At 48.3% G+C, this 18,984-nt stretch carries 13 protein-coding genes and 1 pseudogene; 11 read left to right on the forward strand and 3 right to left on the reverse strand.

Going from position 1 to position 18,984, the window contains the following annotated elements:
• Positions 1-208 precede the first annotated feature (208 nt).
• On the forward strand, positions 209-709 hold the full coding sequence (locus DW657_RS02260) for an NUDIX domain-containing protein (RefSeq protein WP_118311254.1): 501 nt from the start codon (positions 209-211) through the stop codon (positions 707-709).
• A 408-nt stretch (positions 710-1,117) separates the two neighbouring features.
• Here the strand turns inward: DW657_RS02260 and DW657_RS02265 are convergent, their stop codons facing one another.
• Positions 1,118-1,732, reverse strand: a complete 615-nt coding sequence (locus tag DW657_RS02265) for a DNA alkylation repair protein (RefSeq protein ID WP_118311255.1) — start codon at positions 1,730-1,732, stop codon at positions 1,118-1,120.
• Positions 1,733-1,886: 154 nt separating this feature from the next.
• A complete protein-coding gene (gene ispE / locus DW657_RS02270) occupies positions 1,887-2,747 on the reverse strand; it encodes a 4-(cytidine 5'-diphospho)-2-C-methyl-D-erythritol kinase (protein WP_118311256.1) in 861 nt (286 codons plus the stop codon).
• A 275-nt stretch (positions 2,748-3,022) separates the two neighbouring features.
• On the opposite strand from ispE, the gene DW657_RS02275 reads away from it, so the two are divergent.
• From DW657_RS02275 to DW657_RS02320, 10 genes are all read left to right on the forward strand, one after another.
• A complete protein-coding gene (locus DW657_RS02275; protein WP_118311257.1) occupies positions 3,023-4,165 on the forward strand; it encodes a DUF2027 domain-containing protein in 1,143 nt (380 codons plus the stop codon).
• Between the two features lie 46 nt (positions 4,166-4,211).
• Positions 4,212-6,206: an NAD(+) synthase gene (locus DW657_RS02280; protein WP_118311258.1), complete on the forward strand. Its 1,995-nt coding sequence runs from the start codon at positions 4,212-4,214 to the stop codon at positions 6,204-6,206.
• 259 nt (positions 6,207-6,465) lie between these two features.
• A complete protein-coding gene (locus DW657_RS02285; RefSeq protein WP_118311259.1) occupies positions 6,466-9,858 on the forward strand; it encodes an alpha-amylase family glycosyl hydrolase in 3,393 nt (1,130 codons plus the stop codon).
• Between the two features lie 224 nt (positions 9,859-10,082).
• Positions 10,083-13,694, forward strand: coding sequence for an isoleucine--tRNA ligase (gene ileS / locus DW657_RS02290; RefSeq protein ID WP_118311260.1), 3,612 nt, complete (start codon positions 10,083-10,085; stop codon positions 13,692-13,694).
• 110 nt (positions 13,695-13,804) lie between these two features.
• Positions 13,805-14,188: a molecular chaperone DnaK gene (locus tag DW657_RS02295; RefSeq protein WP_089543439.1), complete on the forward strand. Its 384-nt coding sequence runs from the start codon at positions 13,805-13,807 to the stop codon at positions 14,186-14,188.
• A gap of 3 nt (positions 14,189-14,191) precedes the next feature.
• Positions 14,192-14,875, forward strand: a complete 684-nt coding sequence (locus DW657_RS02300) for a lipoprotein signal peptidase (RefSeq protein ID WP_118311261.1) — start codon at positions 14,192-14,194, stop codon at positions 14,873-14,875.
• Between the two features lie 15 nt (positions 14,876-14,890).
• Complete coding sequence (locus DW657_RS02305; RefSeq protein WP_118311262.1) at positions 14,891-15,901, forward strand: DUF4296 domain-containing protein; 1,011 nt, start codon at positions 14,891-14,893, stop codon at positions 15,899-15,901.
• Between the two features lie 2 nt (positions 15,902-15,903).
• Positions 15,904-16,131, forward strand: a complete 228-nt coding sequence (locus DW657_RS02310; protein ID WP_117663082.1) for a hypothetical protein — start codon at positions 15,904-15,906, stop codon at positions 16,129-16,131.
• A gap of 18 nt (positions 16,132-16,149) precedes the next feature.
• Complete coding sequence (gene nadC / locus DW657_RS02315; RefSeq protein WP_089543435.1) at positions 16,150-17,001, forward strand: carboxylating nicotinate-nucleotide diphosphorylase; 852 nt, start codon at positions 16,150-16,152, stop codon at positions 16,999-17,001.
• 20 nt (positions 17,002-17,021) lie between these two features.
• Entirely contained in the window at positions 17,022-18,686 is a 1,665-nt protein-coding gene (locus tag DW657_RS02320) for a dipeptidase (protein ID WP_118311263.1), read from the forward strand.
• A gap of 76 nt (positions 18,687-18,762) precedes the next feature.
• Here DW657_RS02320 and DW657_RS17625 read toward each other — a convergent pair.
• Positions 18,763-18,984, reverse strand: a pseudogene (locus DW657_RS17625) (hypothetical protein); the annotation flags it as partial.

Raw genomic sequence — 18,984 nt, forward strand, 5'->3', positions numbered from 1 at the left:
GCCCTGGGTTAACATGGTTGCCAACCAGTCGCCCTGTAAGGGCAAAAGCTTTCAGATTCCTGGTGATTTATAAAGCTTTTGCCCTTACAGGGCGCATTGCCACCTGCTGCTTTACCCAGGGTGTTACCCTGGGCTAGGAGCTTCTGCCCTTTCAGGGCGTGTGGGGCTATTCTAATTCTCTATAGAGCTATTTTAATTCTTTATAAATATGACAGATAATAAGAACGAGGAATTTCCGATAGTAGATGAAATGGGTAATATCCTGGGTGCCATCACCCGAGGTCATGCCCATGATGGATGCAAGATACTGCATCCTGTGGTTCATCTGCATGTATTTAATAGTAAGGGGGAACTGTATCTCCAGCACCGTCCGGCATGGAAGGATATCCAGCCTGATAAATGGGATACAGCCTGTGGTGGACATGTGGATTTAGGCGAGAGTGTAAACCAGGCGCTTCATCGTGAAGTGAGGGAAGAGTTGGGTATCACCGATTTCGAACCGGAGTCTTTAGGACATTATGTCTTTGAGAGTCAGAGAGAAAAGGAACTGGTATATGTGCATCGCTGTGTATATGATGGTGAAGTGAAGCCGAGCCAGGAAGAGTTGTCTGGTGGTAGATTCTGGAGTAAGGAAGAAATCAAGGAAAACATCGGCAAGGGTGTTTTCACTCCGAATTTCGAAAACGAATACCAGAAGTATTTCATGTGATATTTTTCGTTATGTGATATTTTTCATCGGAATACGCGGAGTTATCGGAAACATTCTTGTTTTTCGGATTACGCACTGAATTTAGACGGAAAGCGACCTGTTCGGTCGAGGAACCGGAGCTGCATGATGTATAGTCACGCAGATTTCGCAGATGACGCAGATTTTAGGTCAAAAATCTGTGTATATCTGAAATCTGTGGGACATAAAAAGAGTCAATCAAAAAATCTGTGTTATCTGCGAAATCTGCGTGACCCTATCAAATGTGGTTTCAGCTCCCTCGACCGCATAGGTCGCTTTCCGTTTAATCCGTGCGTAATCCGAGAAGCAAGGATGTTTCCGATAACTCCGCATAATCCGATGAATAAAAACTCCGCGTGAGATCCGGTGAATGATTCTACGCAGATAAAATTATATCTCAAAGATACCCTTGAGTGCCCCCTGAGCAATCTTTTCGAAATCCTCTCCGAAATCGCAGAAGCGCATCACGGCATTGGCGGCAGCATGCTTCACTCCCATATTATCACCCTGCAATGCCACGGCAGCCTGATCCAGGAATTCATTGATTCCACGATCGTTAGGCTCCTTACCATTCGCAAAGAGGCGGGCTAGAAGCTGGAAACCAGCTATTTCATACAGCGGTTTATCGCTTGCAATCCATTGATACGCAATCACCGGCGCATATTCCACATATTGCAGCAGATTGAAGGCAAGCATCTCAGCCATTTCCTGGCTCTGCACCTGTTCCATCCAGATATCCGTGATTTCAGCCAGCATCTTGTCGGCAGGCATGATGAGGGTAGCAAGAATCTTGCACTCTCGGATGTCTTCCTTCCAGAGTTCGATGGCGAGGTCGTAATCCTTGCCGTATTCCTGCGCCATCTTCTTCAATTCATAGAAGGGCACACCCCAATTCAGTTTATATCCCAAGCCCTTGTCTCGCATGGATTGCGAACCCGGACCATTCATCAACAAGCGAAAGCTTCGCTTGATAGTCATCAGTTTCTGATGTGTTTCTTCGTTCATTGTGTCGTGTTTTAAGCTTTTGCCCTTACAGGACGCCTTGATTATTTATATGTTTAACCCAGGGTGTTGCCCTGGGCTAGGAGCTTCTGCCCTTTCAGGGCGTGTGGAGCAATCTGATCTTTTTATTGCATTAATCCTTTTCAGAATATTCCTTTTACAGTTTTAATACTTTGCAGAACATTCCTTCGAATTGCTCCTCGATGTTGGCAGGCTTATGCTTGAAGATGCCGAAGATGGCACTGCCGCTACCGCTCATAGCTGCATATGCGGCCCCCAGATTATAGAGCTTCTGCTTGATTTCTGCTAACTCTGGATGCATCGCAAAGATAGGCGCCTCGAAATCGTTGACAAGCTCATCCTTCCAGGTCTCGATAGGCTGGCGAACGATATCGCGGCAGCATTTCGCAGGCTTCTTAGGAGTGATGGCAGCGTAGGCATCCTTGGTGCTTACAGCGATGTCGTCACGCTTTACAATCACGATGTAATATCCCTTCATGTTATCTCCAGGACCGCTTACCGGCATCAGTACATCGCCGATACCCTCAGCATAGCAGGCTGTATCTCCATTCTCCGGGTCCGCACTGATGAAGTAGGCACAGTCTGCACCCAACTTGGCTGCATATCGCTCCATCTCAGGAATACCGATGTTCAGGCGGAAACGCTCATCGAGCAGACGAATCATGTAGGCAGCATCCGCAGAGCCGCCACCCATTCCTGCCTGAGATGGGATTCGCTTGACGAGATGCGTATGAATGCGGGGTATCTTGAAGTCGGCAGCCAGCATGTTATATGCCTTCACCACCAGGTTTTTCTGTTCATCGCAATCCACGGCATTGCCTGTAATCTTCAGGTCGCATGCTACCTCGCTAGGAAATTCTTCTCCCATCAGCTTGATCTCCAAGGCATCAGTCAGGGGGATAGGGTAGAATACGGTTTCCAGATTGTGGTAACCATCAGCGCGCTTGCTTACTATATTTAAGCCAAGGTTGATCTTGGCGCATGGAAATGTAATCATAATCAATCATTGTTTAAGAGTGATACACTAACTATATGCAATCTATATGCAATCTACTTGCAAAGATATAAAAAATATCCCAAACCCGGTGCTTTTCATCAAGATTATTTTCTTACTTGCATTAAAAATATTAAAAACATCCATATTCTGCAATATCTTTTGTACCTTTGCAAAGTGTATCCTCATTTCAGAAAGAGTGTTTCCGCTTGAGGGAAAATAGATTTTGAGTTAAGGATAGATAGATGATTAGATAAAAATAAAAAATAAATAGAAATATGAAGAAAGGTGATAAAGTAAGATTCCTGAGCGAAGTGGGCGGCGGAAAGGTAGCTGGCTTCCAGGGCAAGAATATCGTGCTGGTAGAGGATGAAGATGGTTTCGAGATTCCGATGCCAATCAACGAGGTGGTAGTGGTAGAGCAGGATGACTATGCCATGGGCAAGATGATCTCTGCCAAGATGGATGCCAAGCAGAAGGCTGAAGAGCATGCCAACACCGAACTGCATCAGGACAGCAGAAGCATCAAGGCTATCCTGAACGAGCACGAGAATGATGTGGATATGAACGTAGAGGAGTATGATGCTGCCGACCGCGAGATTACCTTCGTGAAGCAGATTCAGGAGCGTACGGGCGGCAACAAGCTCAGCGCCTACCTCGCCTTCGTGCCTATCGATATCAAGGATGTGACCAACACCCGCTTCGAATCGTATATGGTGAATGACAGCAACTACTATCTGCGCTACACCTATCTCGTAGCCGAGGGCAATGCGTGGACCCTGAAGGCGGAGGGCGAAATCGAGCCTAATACCAAGCTCTTCATCGAGGAATTCGGTCGTGAGGCTTTGAATGAGATGGAGCACATCGCTATCCAGATGATTGCCTACAAGAAGGACAAGCCATTCCTGCTGAAGCCAGCTACGGATGTCCAGTTCCGCCTCGACCCAGTGAAGTTCTACAAGCTCCATCTCTTCGAGGAGAATGATTTCTTCGAGACTCCAGCCTATCTCTTCACCATCGTGGAGAACGACGAGGTAGCCCGTCCGCTGGTCATCGATTCCAAGCGATTGAAGGAGCAGATGTACAAGGACGAGAAGGTGATTGCCAACACCAGCAAGAAGAAGAGCAAGAAGGATGACGGTACCCTCATCATCGACCTTCATGCAGACGAGGTTCTTGAAACAACTGCTGGAATGAATTCTGCTGATATCCTTCATTATCAGATGGATATCTTCAAGAAGACAATGGCGGAGAATAAGAAGAATAAGGGACAGAAGATTATCTTCATCCATGGAAAGGGAGAGGGCGTATTGCGCCAGGCACTCATCCATGAGTTGAATTATCGCTATAAGAACTGCACCTATCAGGATGCTTCTTTCCAGGAATATGGATATGGTGCCACACAGGTTACAATCCGATAAAAGTAATCATAAAGTTCAAAGTTCAAATCTCAAAGTTCAAAGTAACATGAAGTACGGATTTATGAAGGTGGCAAGTGCCATCCCTGCCGTCAAGGTAGGCGATGTAATCTTCAACACCCAACAGATAGAAGATCTGATAGCCCAGGCTGAAGGCAAGGGCGTAGAGATCATTACCTTCCCGGAATTGTCTATTACAGGCTATTCCTGTCAGGACCTTTTCCGCCAGCAGATGCTTCTGGAATCATCAGAGCAGGCGGTGATGATGCTGCTCGATTTCACCCGCAAACTCGACATCATCTCCATTGTCGGCGCTCCGGTAGTGGCTGGCGATCTGCTGCTGAATTGCGGTATCGTGATCCAGCACGGACAGATTCTGGGCATCGTGCCTAAGACCTATCTCCCTAACTACAGTGAGTTCTATGAGAAGCGCTGGTTTGCCTCTGCCCAGGATTTGCGCGACTGCGAGGTCCGCTATGCCGGGCACAAGGTGAAGCTGACTCCGGATGTGCAGATTTTCCGCACTTATGACGGCGTGCAGTTTGGTGTAGAGATATGCGAGGATGTATGGGCTCCGGCTCCTCCTAGCAACAAGCTGGCACTGGCTGGTGCCGACCTCATCTTCAACCTCTCTGCAAGCGATGAACTCATCGGAAAGCACAACTATCTGAAGAGTCTGCTGAGCCAGCAGAGTGCCCGCACCATGACGGGTTACATCTACAGTTCCTGCGGTTTCGGCGAGAGCACGCAGGATGTGGTATATGGCGGAAATGCCCTGGTTTATGAGAATGGAGCTTTACTTGCACAAGGTGAGCGTTTCTCTCTTGATCCTCAGATGGTTATTGCGCAGGTTGATGTGGAGAAACTCCGTTCGGAGCGTCGCACCAATTCCACCTATGTCAACGCCCAGCGTAACATCAAATATTCGGTTCTCGGCGGACAGTTCAACATCCGTAACATCGATGCCGATCCTACCGAGAACGAACGCGAGTTCGTATTGGAGCGTGAGGTGAATCCCCATCCATTCATTCCTACCAGCAGCGATATGGATGCCTCCTGCGAGGAGATTTTCAATATCCAGCTGATGGGTCTTGCCAAGCGCATCGTACATACCCATGCCAAGACGGTGGTAGTGGGTATCAGCGGCGGATTGGATTCCACCCTTGCCCTGCTCGTCTGCGTGAAGGCATTCGATAAGCTGAAGATGGACCGCCGAGGCATCCTGGGTGTTACCATGCCAGGTTTCGGAACCACCGATAGAACATATAATAATGCCATCTCGCTGATGAAGAGTCTGGGCATCACCATCCGTGAAATCAGTATCGCCAAGGCAGTGACCCAGCATTTCGAGGATATCGGTCATGATGCCAGCGTGCATGATGTAACCTATGAGAATTCGCAGGCACGCGAGCGTACGCAGATTCTGATGGACCTTGCCAACAAGATGGGCGGTATGGTGATAGGCACCGGCGACCTTTCTGAGCTGGCTCTGGGCTGGGCTACCTATAATGGCGACCACATGAGCATGTATGGCGTGAATGCCAGCATCCCTAAGACTCTGATCCGCCATCTCGTGAACTATGTTGCCGAGAGTGGAGTGGATGAGCAGAGCCGCATCACCCTGCGCGACATCATCGACACACCTATCAGTCCGGAGCTGATTCCTGCCGATGAAAATGGTAATATCAAGCAGAAGACGGAAGACCTGGTAGGACCATACGAGTTGCACGATTTCTTCCTCTATTACTTCCTGCGTTTCGGTTTCCGTCCTTCCAAGATTTACATGTTGGCAAAGAAGGCGTTTATCGATACCAAGCTGGAGCGTGTGAAGATCAGTGACAACGATCCTGATTCCTACGATGAGGAGACTATCAAGAAATGGCTCAAGACATTTGTTCGCCGTTTCTTCAACCAGCAGTTCAAGCGAAGCTGTCTGCCTGATGGTCCGAAAGTGGGAAGTGTGAGCCTGAGTCCTCGTGGCGACTGGCGCATGCCTAGTGATGCCGCATCCACCATCTGGCTGCAAGAGGCTGAAAACCTCTGAAATTGATTTCGGACAAGCCAAAAGTACAATATTCTTTCTGTTTTCTGGCGCGCCCGTTATATTAATTATTTACTCTTAAAGGGGCTGGATTTTGTAAATATTTGGTTTACAGAATCCAGCCTCTTTTTCTTAATATTTGAGAAATCGATTGCACAAAAATATCAGCAGAAACGTGAAATATCTTGTTGGGCGGATAGACATAGTTTGTAATTTTGCGGCAGATAATTCAACTAATTAATTTTAACTTAACAATTTCATTATGAAGAAACTTGTCGCAAAATTATGGGCGGTTTTAATGCTCATGTTGGTCTCTATGCAGACGATGGCTACAGACACGTTTACCAGCAATCGTACTGATTTCCGAGACGAAAGTATCTATTTCATGATCACCACCCGTTTTTACGATGGAGATCCAAGTAACAACGTGCTCTGCTGGGACAACCAGGAAGCACAGAAGAGTACCAAGGATCCTTGTTGGCGTGGTGACTTCCAGGGTGTGATTGACAAGCTCGACTACATCAAGGCGCTTGGATTCACTGCCATCTGGATTACTCCTGTCGTACAGAACGCTTCTGGTTACGACTACCACGGCTATCATGCCATGGATTTCTCTAAGGTTGACTGCCGCTATCAGAGTGGTGACGGCAAAAAGAGCGGTGACGTGATGTTCCAGGAACTCATCGACAAGGCTCACGCCAAGGGTATCAAGATCATTCTTGACATCGTGCTCAACCACACCAGTAACTTCGGTGAGGAGAAGCTCTGCAAGATGTTCGACCGTGATACTCATCTTCGTAACCAAGCATACATTGATGCTTGTATGATCCCTGATGAGAGAAAGTTGGGCAATGATTACTTGGGCAATGTAAAGATACAGTATCAGCGTCGTCTTGCCCTGATGAAGAATACAGATGGCAATAACCACGATATACACAACTATTGGCACCATACTGCCAACAACTGGAACTGGGACTTCCCAAGCCGTTGGATGGGTCAGATTGCTGGTGATTGTGTGGATCTCAACACAGAGAACGACTACGTGGCTAAGTATCTCGTAGATTGCTATGGACAGTTTATCAAGATGGGTGTCGATGGTTTCCGTATTGATACATCCGGCCACATCTCCCGCTTGACATTCAACAAGGAGTTTATCCCTCAATTTGAAGCACTTGGTAAGCAGTACGAGAACAAGCGCTTGAACAAGGCACCTTTCTTTATGTATGGTGAGGTTTGTACACGTATGAACGATGTAACCTATAGAGGTCAGGCAAACCTCTCTTGCTACTTCTATACCTGGAAGTCGGACGAGGCCTTGCTCAACAAATGGGATGGAAGCAAAAGTTACTGGGATAATCAGGTGATTCCTGAGGGTTCTGAGCCTGTAGGCCCACAACTGCTTTGCTTGGAGGAGACTACTTCTCCAAAGAGCAACAATGCCAAGATGCTCAATGGTGCATGGCACGAGCCAGACTATTCTCAGTCAAGCGGATTCAACGTCATTGACTTCCCTATGCACTACAGCTACAACACTGCCCAACAGGCTTTCAGCTTGGCAAGCGGCGACGAGTGCTATAATGACGCTACTTTCAATGTGGTATATGTAGATAGCCATGACTATAGTCCAGGTCCAAGCGATACCAACCGTTTCGGTGGTACAGATGCTCAGTGGGCTGAGAACCTCTCTCTCTTGTTTACCTTCCGTGGAATCCCATGTCTCTATTATGGTTCTGAGGTAGGTTTCCGTCGTGGTGTAGTAATTGATAAAGGTCCTAATGGTCCTCTTTCTAACACCGGTCGTGCTTACTTCGGTGGTTATATCACAGGTGATGTAGAAGCATCAGACTTCGGTGAATACAAGGCTTCTGGTAATGTGGCTGCCTCTTTGAATCATGATGTGGCTCAGCACCTCATCCGTCTGAACAAGATTCGTCAGGCAGTGCCTGCTCTCCGCAAGGGTCAGTGGACTACAGATGGTTGCACTGCCAATGGCGGTATCGCTTTCAAGCGTGCTTATAAGGACAGCTATGCACTCGTAGCCCTCAATGGTGGTGCTACTTTCACAGATTGCCCAGCTGGTACTTATACAGACTTGGTAACAGGCAAGATTTACACAGGTCCTACTATCACCGTTGATGCTCCTAATAATCAGGGTCAGGTTCGCGTACTCGTGAAAGACTGGACTGGTGGCAAGCTCATTGAGGATGGCGCTTTCATCTACGAAACTGCTGCTCAGCATAAGGGTGGTCAGACCTATGATGGTAATGAAGAGGCTGGTACAACTTGGATTGATGAGGCTCCTATTCAGCCTGCAAGCGTTTCATTCTCACAGGCAGGTGGATCATTCCGCACTGAGACTATTAACATGACAGTTACTCTCTCTGAAGACGCTAAGTCTGGTTGGTATCAGATACAAGGCCAGGATAAGGTGAACTTGACTCCTGGTGTGAGTGAGAACCTTACCATCGGCGAAGGTATGAACTTTGGCGACACCAAGACTATTGATTGGAGCGCAGAGGGCCAGGACGGTAAAGTGAAGAGCGGTAGCTTGACCTTCACCAAGGTAGATCCTAATGCTTCTATCATGGTATATGTAAAGGCTGCTAATGCTCCTCACATCCATGCTTGGACAACAGGTACAGACGGCAAAGACTTGACAGGCGCATGGCCTGGTAAGGTAATGGCCGGTCCTGTGGAGATTGATGGTGCTAAATACTGGACTTACTCTTTCGATGGCGTAGAGAATTTCAATGTCATCTTGAATAATGGAAATGGTGCACAGTCTGGTGAAATCACTGGTATCACAGGCGATATCCACTTGGAGTATGATGGTGGTACAAGTGCCAAGAAGATTGACGCTCCTGTCAATACTGCAGCCAAGGTTACTTTGAGTCCTAATGGTGGTGACTTCCAGAAGACTATCTCCGTAACAGCAACCCTCAGCAACAATGCCAAGAGCGGTTGGTATAAGATTGGTGATGGCGAGCAGGTGGCTTTTACTCCTGGTAAGGCTGCTACTTTCACTCTCGGTGCTGACATGATGGAAGGCGAGAGCAAGACTGTAACTTGGAGCGCAACCAATACTGACAATGAAACCAAGACTGGTTCTGCAACCTTCAACAAGATAAAAGAGGTAGTTATTCCTACTCCAACAGGTATCTTCGCTTACTTCCTCGCTCCTGCAGAATGGAGTGACATCCACGTATGGGCTTGGAATGATGCAGACAACTTTACCGGTGGTACCTGGCCAGGTGTAAGCTGTATCAAGACTGACATGAAGAAGAATGGTCTGGATGTCTGGATGTGGAAGTTTGATGGTGATTTGACAGGTGCTCCTACTAATATTATCTTCAACAATAATGGTAATGGTGTCAACCAGACAGAAACTTTTGCTTTCGTCAACGGTGCAGTTTATGACCGCAACGGTAAGACCAATGCTTTCGAGAACGGTGCAGTTTATTACCGCAACGGTAAGACCAATGAGTCTGCCTCAACAGGTATCAACCAGGTAGGTTGCAAGAAGGCTCCTGCTAAGTTGCAGATTTACTCTATCAATGGTGTGAAGGTAGCCGAAGTGAACAAGGTTTCTGATGCAGAGTATGTCCTGTCTCCAGGTATGTACATCTGCAATGGCAAGAAGTTTGTTATCAAGTAGTCAATGGTTAGCCGCCATTACTTTTAGAAACATTTAGTTTATCATATTTCATTTATTTTAGGTTTTAGTACTCCTAAATGACTTGAAAAGAGCAATTTTTCAGTCATTTAGGAGTCTTTTTTGTATATATAAGTAGAAAATATATTAAAGATTTTGGGTAAAACCTTTTTTTTTTGTAACTTTGCGCCCAAAAGTAAAAACAATATAAAATTTAAATAGATAATATGGCTAAGAAATTTGCCGAGCACAATGGTCTGAATTTGACTCAGACAAACAATGACGTACTAGCAGCGTGGGAGAAAAATGATATCTTCCACAAGTCTATTGATGAGCGTGAAGGCTGCCCTCAGTTTATCTTCTTTGAGGGACCTCCATCAGCTAATGGCCACCCGGGTATTCACCACGTGTTGGCACGTAGTATCAAGGATACATTCAACAGATACAAGACCATGAAGGGTTTCCAGGTTCACCGCAAGGCGGGATGGGATACCCACGGACTCCCTGTTGAACTCGGTGTCGAGAAGGAACTCGGCATCACCAAGAAGGATATCGACAACAAGGCTTCTGAGAAGTATATCTCTACCGAGGACTACAACCACAAGTGCCGCGAGAACGTGATGAAGTTCACCGCAGAGTGGCGCGAGTTGACCGAGAAGATGGGTTACTTCGTAGATCTCGATCATCCTTATATCACTTACGACAACAAGTATATCGAGACGCTCTGGTGGCTCCTCAAGCAGCTCTACAACAAGGGTCTGCTCTACAAGGGTTACACCATCCAGCCATACTCTCCAGGCGCAGGTACAGGTTTGAGCTCTCACGAGTTGAACCAGCCTGGCTGCTATCGCGATGTAAAGGACCTCACCACCACAGCCCAGTTCCTCATCAAGGATCCTAAGGCAGAGTGGACCAAGTGGGGCAAGCCATACTTCATCGCATGGACCACTACACCTTGGACTCTGCCATCAAACGTGGCTCTCTGTGTAGGTCCTAAGATTGACTATGTAGCCATCGAGACCTACAACCTCTACAATGGCGAGCCTATGACACTTGTGATGGCTGAGGCGCTGGTAGGTTCATATCTGAAGGCAGACCAGGAGTGCAAGGAGGGTGATCTCCTGCCATTCGACAAGGAGAAGAAGCAGTGCCCATGGCGCATTATCGATCACATGAAGGGTACAGACCTCGAAGGCATGCACTACGAGCAGCTCCTGCCATGGGTAAAGCCATGTGAGAAGGTAGATGCCTTTGCTCCAGCTTTCGTTACAGAATATGCAGCTGCTCATCCTGAGAAGGTATTCGCTTCTGAGGATGGTCGCGATAAGTTCGTTGAGATGGATAGCGAGGCTTTCCGCGTGATTCTCGGCGACTACGTTACTACCGATGACGGTACAGGTATCGTACACATCGCTCCTACATTCGGTGCCGATGACGCCAAGGTAGCTAAGGATGCCAACATCCCTGCCCTCTACCTTATTAATAAGAAGGGTGAGACCCGCCCAATGGTTGACCTGCAGGGTAAGTTCTATCTCATCGAAGACCTCGATGACAACTTCGTAAGCGTCTGTGTCAACAAGGAGGCATACGCTCATCACGCAGGCGACTACGTGAAGAATGCCTACGACCCACAGTTTAATGTGGATGGTGTCTGGGACAAGAAGGCTTCTGATAAGGCTGAAGACCTGAACATCGTACTCTGCTACGAACTGAAGCAGGAGGGCAAGGCTTTCAAGAGCGAGAAGCACGTGCACAACTATCCTCACTGCTGGCGTACCGACAAGCCTATCCTCTATTATCCATTGGATAGCTGGTTTATCAAGGATACCGCCCGCAAGGAGCGCATGGTAGAACTCAACAAGACCATCAACTGGCAGCCTGAGAGCACCGGTACAGGTCGTTTCGGCAACTGGCTCGAGAACCTGAACGACTGGAACCTTTCACGTTCCCGCTTCTGGGGTACTCCATTGCCTATCTGGCGTGATGAGAACCGTGGCGAGAAGTGCATCGGCAGTCTGGAGGAACTGTATGCTGAAATCGAGAAGTCAGTGGCTGCCGGTATCATGCAGAGCAACCCATTGAAGGAGAATGGTTTCGTTCCTGGCGACTACAGTCAGGAGAACTATGATAAGATTGACCTCCACCGTCCATACGTTGACAAGATTGTATTGGTTAACGAGGAGGGCAAGCCAATGTATCGTGAGAGCGACCTCATCGACGTTTGGTTCGATTCAGGTTCAATGCCTTATGCCCAGCTCCACTACCCATTCGAGGGCGAGATGGCACGTGGCACAGAGGCCGACCGTGATGCACTCATCCACAGCACCTACGAGGGATATGCTATTCCTCCTAAGTTCTATCCAGCCGACTTCATCAACGAGGGCGTGGATCAGACCCGTGGATGGTTCTTCACCCTGCACGCCATCGCTACCATGGTATTCGACAGCGTAGCTTTCAAGAATGTTATCTCTACAGGTCTCGTTCTCGATGCCAAGGGTAACAAGATGAGTAAGCACGTGGGTAACGTAACCAACCCATTCGAGATGATCGATAAGTATGGTGCCGACCCTGTTCGTTTCTATATGATGACCAACAGCGAGCCTTGGGACAATCTGAAGTTCGACCCTAACGGTGTAGATGAGACCCGTCGCAAGTTCTTCGGAACCTTGTATAACACCTACAGCTTCTTCGCCCTCTATGCTAACGTAGATGGTTTCGATGCTGCAGCAGCTCAGGTGCCATTCGAGAAGCGCCCAGAGATCGACCGCTGGATTCTCTCTTCACTCAATACCCTCATCAAGGGCGTTGACAGAGAGTTGGCTGGCTTCGACCCAACCCGTGCAGGCCGTCTTATCGACGCATTCGTCAACGACGACCTCTCTAACTGGTACGTTCGTCTGAACCGTAAACGTTTCTGGGGTAAGGAGATGAGCGAGGATAAGTTGAGCGCTTACCAGACTCTCTATACCTGTCTGATGACAGTGGCTAAGCTTTTGGCTCCATTTGCTCCATTCTATGCAGACGAGTTGTATCACGACTTGGGCGGCGAGTTGGAGAGCGTACACCTCGACAAGTTCCCTTTAGCTGATGAGGCTGCTATCGATGCCGACTTGGAGGAGCGTATGGCCATCGCCCAGAAGATTACTTCCATGGTATTGGCATTGCGCCGCAAGGTGAACATCAAGGTTCGCCAGCCACTGCAGCAGATCATGATTCCTGCCGTAGATGATGTACAGAAGGCACACATCGAGGCAGTAGCCGGACTGTTGAAGAACGAAGTGAACGTGAAGGAGGTTAACTTCATTGAGGGTCAGGGCATTCTCGTGAAGAAGGTGAAGTGTAACTTCAGAGTGATGGGTAAGAAGTTCGGCAAGCTGATGAAGGGTGTTGCTGCCCAGATGTCAGCACTCGATCAGGACCAGATTGCAGCCTTCGAGAAGGCAGGCAACATCACATTGAATATTGACGGACAGGAAGCCGTGGTAGAGGTAGCCGACGTGGAGATTATCTCTGAGGATATCCCAGGATGGCTCGTATCTAACGAGGGCAATCTGACCGTAGCGCTTGAGGTAGAGTTGACTCCTGAATTGAAGAAGGAGGGTATGGCTCGTGAGCTGATCAACCGTATCCAGAACCTCCGCAAGGAGACTGGTCTGGAGATTACCGACCGCATCAAGGTGACAGTGGCTCCTAATGAGGAGACCAATGCCGCCATGGAGTCATTCGGCGAATACATCAAGGGTCAGGTACTGGCTGACAGCATTGAAATCGGTGACAACGCAGGTGTTGAGACCGAGTTTGATGACTTTAAGTTGAACATTCTCGTAGAGAAAAATTAAATAGTTAGGAGTTAGAAGTTAGGAGTCAGGAGTTATCCGAAGCTACTTGCTTCTAACTTCTTTCCTTAAAACTCTAGTCTAATAATAACTTTTATAACAAAACAACGTCTATGGCTAACGAAAAAGCACGTTATAGCGATGTAGAACTCGAGGAGTTCCGCGCTATCATTGAAGAGAAGTTAAAGGTGGCAAAGCAGACCTACCGTGACTGTATGGCTCAGCTCAACCACTCAGATAGTAATGATGTGGTAGATACATCACCAACCTACAAGGCTCTTGAGGAGGGCAGCGAGGCACAGAGCAAGGAGGAAATCATCCAGATGGCTCAGCGCCAGCAGAAGTTCATCAAGGGGCTGGAGGCTGCGCTGGTCCGCATTCAGAACAAGACCTACGGCATCGACCGCGAGACGGGTGAGTTGATTCCTAAGGAGCGCTTGCGTGCAGTACCTCATGCCACATTGAGTGTAGCTTCCAAGGAGGCTAGAAAGAAATAATAAATGGAGAAAAAAAAGAATTTACATATCGGCTGGCTCGTCACGGCAATGGTGGTTGTGCTGCTTATCATCGACCAATGGATTAAGCTGTACATCAAGACCCACTTTTGCCTTGGCGAGTCTGTTCGTGTTACAGATTGGTTTTTTATCGATTTCATTGAGAACAACGGAATGGCGTGGGGTATGTCGTTTATCGGCAAGTTCTGGCTCAGCCTGCTGCGCTCTGTAGCCATCGTCGCTCTCATCGTCTATCTCTATCGCATCATCAGGAGGGGTACGCATCGTCTGCTCTACATCATCCTCGTAGCCCTGGTACTTACGGGTGCCATCGGCAATATGATCGATTCGATGTTCTATGGTCTGATGTTCACTGCATCCTCGCCTTATTATGTATCCTATATGGTACCGTTCGGCGACGGATATGCACCTTTCTTTATGGGTAAGGTAGTGGATATGTTCCGCTTCCCGTTCTTCGACTATACCTGGCCGGAGTGGGTACCTTTCTGGGGTGGTCAGCAGGGAACATTCTTCGATCCTGTATTCAATTTTGCCGATGCCTGCGTCAGCGTGGGTATCATCTCCATGCTGCTCTTCTGCCGCAAGGAACTGGAACAGCTCGGAGGAAGTAATAAGAAAAAGGAAGGGGAGAAGAAGGAGACTTCTGCTAATAAGGAAGATAAGAAATAGAAAGGAGGTATGAGAATGAAGAAGTTAATGATTTGTCTTGTGGCAGTGATGGCATTGCTTTTCTGCGTTTCATCCTGCAAGCCTTCCCTGCCTAGCGGCGTCTTGTCGAAGGGCAAGATGACAGATATTCTTTATGATTATCACCTGGCTCTGGCGATGGCACACATGGATGATAATGGCGACAAGGGGCAGAGCCTGGCTTATCGCGAGGCGGTGCTCAGGAAGCACGATGTCACCTCTGCCGAGTTTGATTCTTCCATGGTTTATTATATGCGTCATACCGAACTGCTGGAGGATGTGTATAAGGACCTGACCGACCGTTACAACAATGAGATTACAGCCATGGGCGGTAGTGCCAAGGAGGGAGGAGAATTTGCTAATCTCTCTGCCACCGGCGATACGGCTAATGTATGGAATCTCGCTACATCGATGGTGTTCATGCCTGTGAAGCCGTTCAATAGTACCAGCTTCGATATCAAGGTGGATTCTACCTTCCATAAGGGCGACCGCCTGATGCTCGATTTCGATGCGCAGTTCATCTACCAGGATGGTATGCGCAATGGTGTTGCGATGCTCGCAGTGCAGTTTGGTAACGACAGTATTGCTCAGCGTACCATCATGATTCAGAGTACCCAGCATTATTCGGTGGAACTCTCTGATGCTGATTCTCTTGGCATCAAGAGCGTGAAGGGATACTTCATGCTGATGAATGACGATAACGGCACGGGTGTCTCTTCTCAGACCACCTTGAAGCTGATGTTCCTGGAGCATATCAAGCTGATTCGCATGCATCCGCAGAAGCCTGTGGCAGCACCGGCAGGAAGCTCTCCATCGGCATCATCCGATAGTCTCCGTAAGGATAGTGCTTCTTCTGCGTCATCCTCATCAGGTGAAAAACCGGGAGAGCAGACCTTCGAGATGTCATCCCAAAAGCCGGTTCATCCTATCAGAATGCCGGATGGCAAACCGCTGAAGCCGCTCAGGGAAATGAAGCCGATGAAGGCTGAACCTCTTAAGACGAGATAGTGATGGAGGAGCTGAGAAGATGCGGTGCTCATACCGTGGTGCTTCCCGATGGCACCATCCTGCAGCAGGCAGTGGTGGAGATTGCCGAGGGTAGAGTAGTCAACTACTATGAGTTCCGAGAGGAGTTGCCTATGACCGAATGGCTGGGCGGAGAAATCAGGGTAGAGCGTGATGAGGAAGGCATCCTCTGCGCTCTATGGAACGGGAAAAGATTAAACAATAAACATTAAACAATAAACATTAATAATATGTTAAGCGTAGATCAATTAGAAGACAAGTTGATAGACTTGGCATTTGCTGAGGATATCGGTGATGGCGACCACACAACCTTGTGTTGCATTCCAGAGGACGCCATGGGTAAGAGCCATTTGCTCATCAAGGAAGATGGCGTTTTGGCTGGTGTAGAAATGGCTAAGAAGGTATTCGCACGCTTCGATCCTACCATGAAGGTAGAGGTTCTGTTGCAGGACGGTACCCACGTGAAGAAGGGCGACATCGCTATGATCGTAGAGGGCAAGACCCGTTCGCTGCTCCAGACTGAGCGCCTCATGCTCAACATCATGCAGCGTATGAGTGGTATCGCTACCATGACCGCTAAGTATGTAAAGCGCCTTGAAGGTACCAAGACTCACATCCTCGACACCCGTAAGACTACTCCAGGTCTCCGTATGTTGGAGAAGCAGGCTGTGAAGATCGGTGGTGGTATGAACCATCGTATCGGTCTCTTCGATATGATTCTCCTCAAGGACAATCACATCGATTTCGCTGGCGGTATCGATAATGCCATCGACCGTTGCCATGCTTATCTCAAGGAGAAGGGTCTCGATCTGAAGATTGAAATCGAGGTTCGCAGCTTCGATGAGCTCGACCAGGTATTGAAGCACGGCGGTGTCAACCGCATCATGCTCGACAACTTCTCTGTGCCTGATACCAAGAAGGCTGTTGATATCATCGCTGGCAAGTATGAGACAGAGTCATCTGGCGGTATCACCTACGATACCATTCGCGACTATGCTGAGCAGGGTGTTGACTTTATCTCTGTAGGTGCCTTGACACACAGTGTGAAGGGTTTGGATATGAGCTTCAAGGCTTGTGATTAATATAAATAAAGGTATATTTTATGAATAAGATTTTTGCTTCAGCCTTGATGGCTGTAGCTATGTTGGGCAGTGTCTCTGAGGCTGAGGCCTGCAGCAACTTCATCGTGGGCAAGAAGGCATCAGTAGATGGTTCGGTGATGTGTTCTTACAGTGCCGATGACTACGGAATGTTCCAGTACCTCTGCCATTATCCTGCGGCTAAGCACGCCAAGGGCGAGATGCGCAAGATTTTCGATTGGGACAGCAACAAGTATCATGGTGAGATTCCTGAGGCAGCCGAGACCTACAACGTAATCGGCAACATCAACGAGTGGCAGGTTACCATCGGCGAGACTACCTATGGCGGTCGTGAGGAGATGGTGGATTCTACCGGTATCATGGACTATGGTTCACTCATCTATGTAGCTCTCCAGCGCAGTAAGACGGCTCGCGAGGCTATCAAGGTGATGACCACCCTTGCCAATACCTACGGTTACAACTCTGGCGGTGAGACCTTCACCATCTGCGATCCTAACGAGGCTTGGATCATGGAGATGATGGGTAAGGGTGCCGGTTCCAAGGGTGCTGTATGGGTAGCTCTCCGCATTCCGGATGATGCCATCTGTGCACATGCCAACCAGAGCCGCATCGGCAAGTTCAACATGAAGGACAAGAAGAACGTGATGTATGCCAAGGATGTGGTATCTTTTGCCCGCAGCAAGGGCTGGTTCAAGGGCAAGGATGCTGATTTCTCCTGGAAGATGGCGTATGCAAAGCCTGATTTCTCGGGTCGTCGTTTCTGCGATGCACGTGCCTGGGCGATGCTGAACCACTTCTATGATATGAGTCCTTATCTGGATTGGGCACTCGGCAAGAATCCTGATGCGCAGGATATGCCTCTCTGGGTGGTTCCTAACAAGAAGGTGAGCGTTCAGGATGTAGAGAATGTGATGCGTGACCATTACGAGGGTACTCCTCTTTCTGTAGCTGACGGTTCTGATATCGGCGGTGGTATCTGGGAGATGCCTTATCGTCCTACACCATTGATGTACAAGGTGGATGGCAAGCAGTATTTCAACGAGCGTCCTGTCAGCACCCAGCAGAGTGGTTTCGTATTCGTGAGCCAGATGCGTTCATGGTTGCCAAGAGAGATTGGTGGCGTGTTCTGGTTTGCCAACGACGATGCCAATATGGCTGCGTTCACTCCAGTATATTGCTCTATGACCGAGCGTCCTGAGTGCTACAATACTCCTGGTGCTGATGCCTTGCATTTCAGCAAGAAGAACGCTTACTGGGTTTGCAACATGACCAGCAACATGGTTTATCCTCGTTACAGCCTGATGTTCCCAACCTTGAAGGAGGTTCGTGATAGCTTGGACAACAGCTATTTCGCTGCTCAGGCAGGTGTTGAGAAGAAGGCTCAGGAGCTTTATGCCCAGAACCCACAGGCTGCCGTGAAGTATCTCAACGACTACAGTGTTGAGAAGGCTCAGCAGATGTTGGGTCGCTGGAACCAGCTTTTCGAGTTCATGGTGGTAAAGTACAATGATATGATCATCAAGCCAACCGATAAGAATGGTACCTTCAAGAAGACTCCATACGGTTTGGGTGCTACTCCAGTTCGTCCTGGTTATCCAGAGAAGTTTGCCAAGCAGCTTGTCAAACAGAGTGGCGATAAGTTCCTGGTTCCTGAGGAGAAGAAATAAAACAAGAATCTCCCTATAAGTTCAGGTGTCTATCACCTGGCTTATAGGGAGATTTTGTATGTCGCTCCTTCAAACTTTACTTGGTGTCTAATGAGCTTTTCAATTTCTCAATATGCTCTATTGGCAACTGGGTGGCGGCTGATACCTGATCTGTAGATAAGCCCATAGCAAGAAGGCGTTGGGCTGTGGCAATATTAGCCTTGTTCTCACCCTCTGCTAATCCCTCTGCTAATCCTTCAGCTCGTCCTTCTTCTCGTCCTTCTTCTCGTCCATCGGCAAGACCTTTCTGCCAGCCATC

Source organism: Prevotella sp. AM23-5 (genome assembly GCF_003473645.1).
GTDB classification, from domain to species: Bacteria; Bacteroidota; Bacteroidia; order Bacteroidales; family Bacteroidaceae; genus Prevotella; species Prevotella copri_A.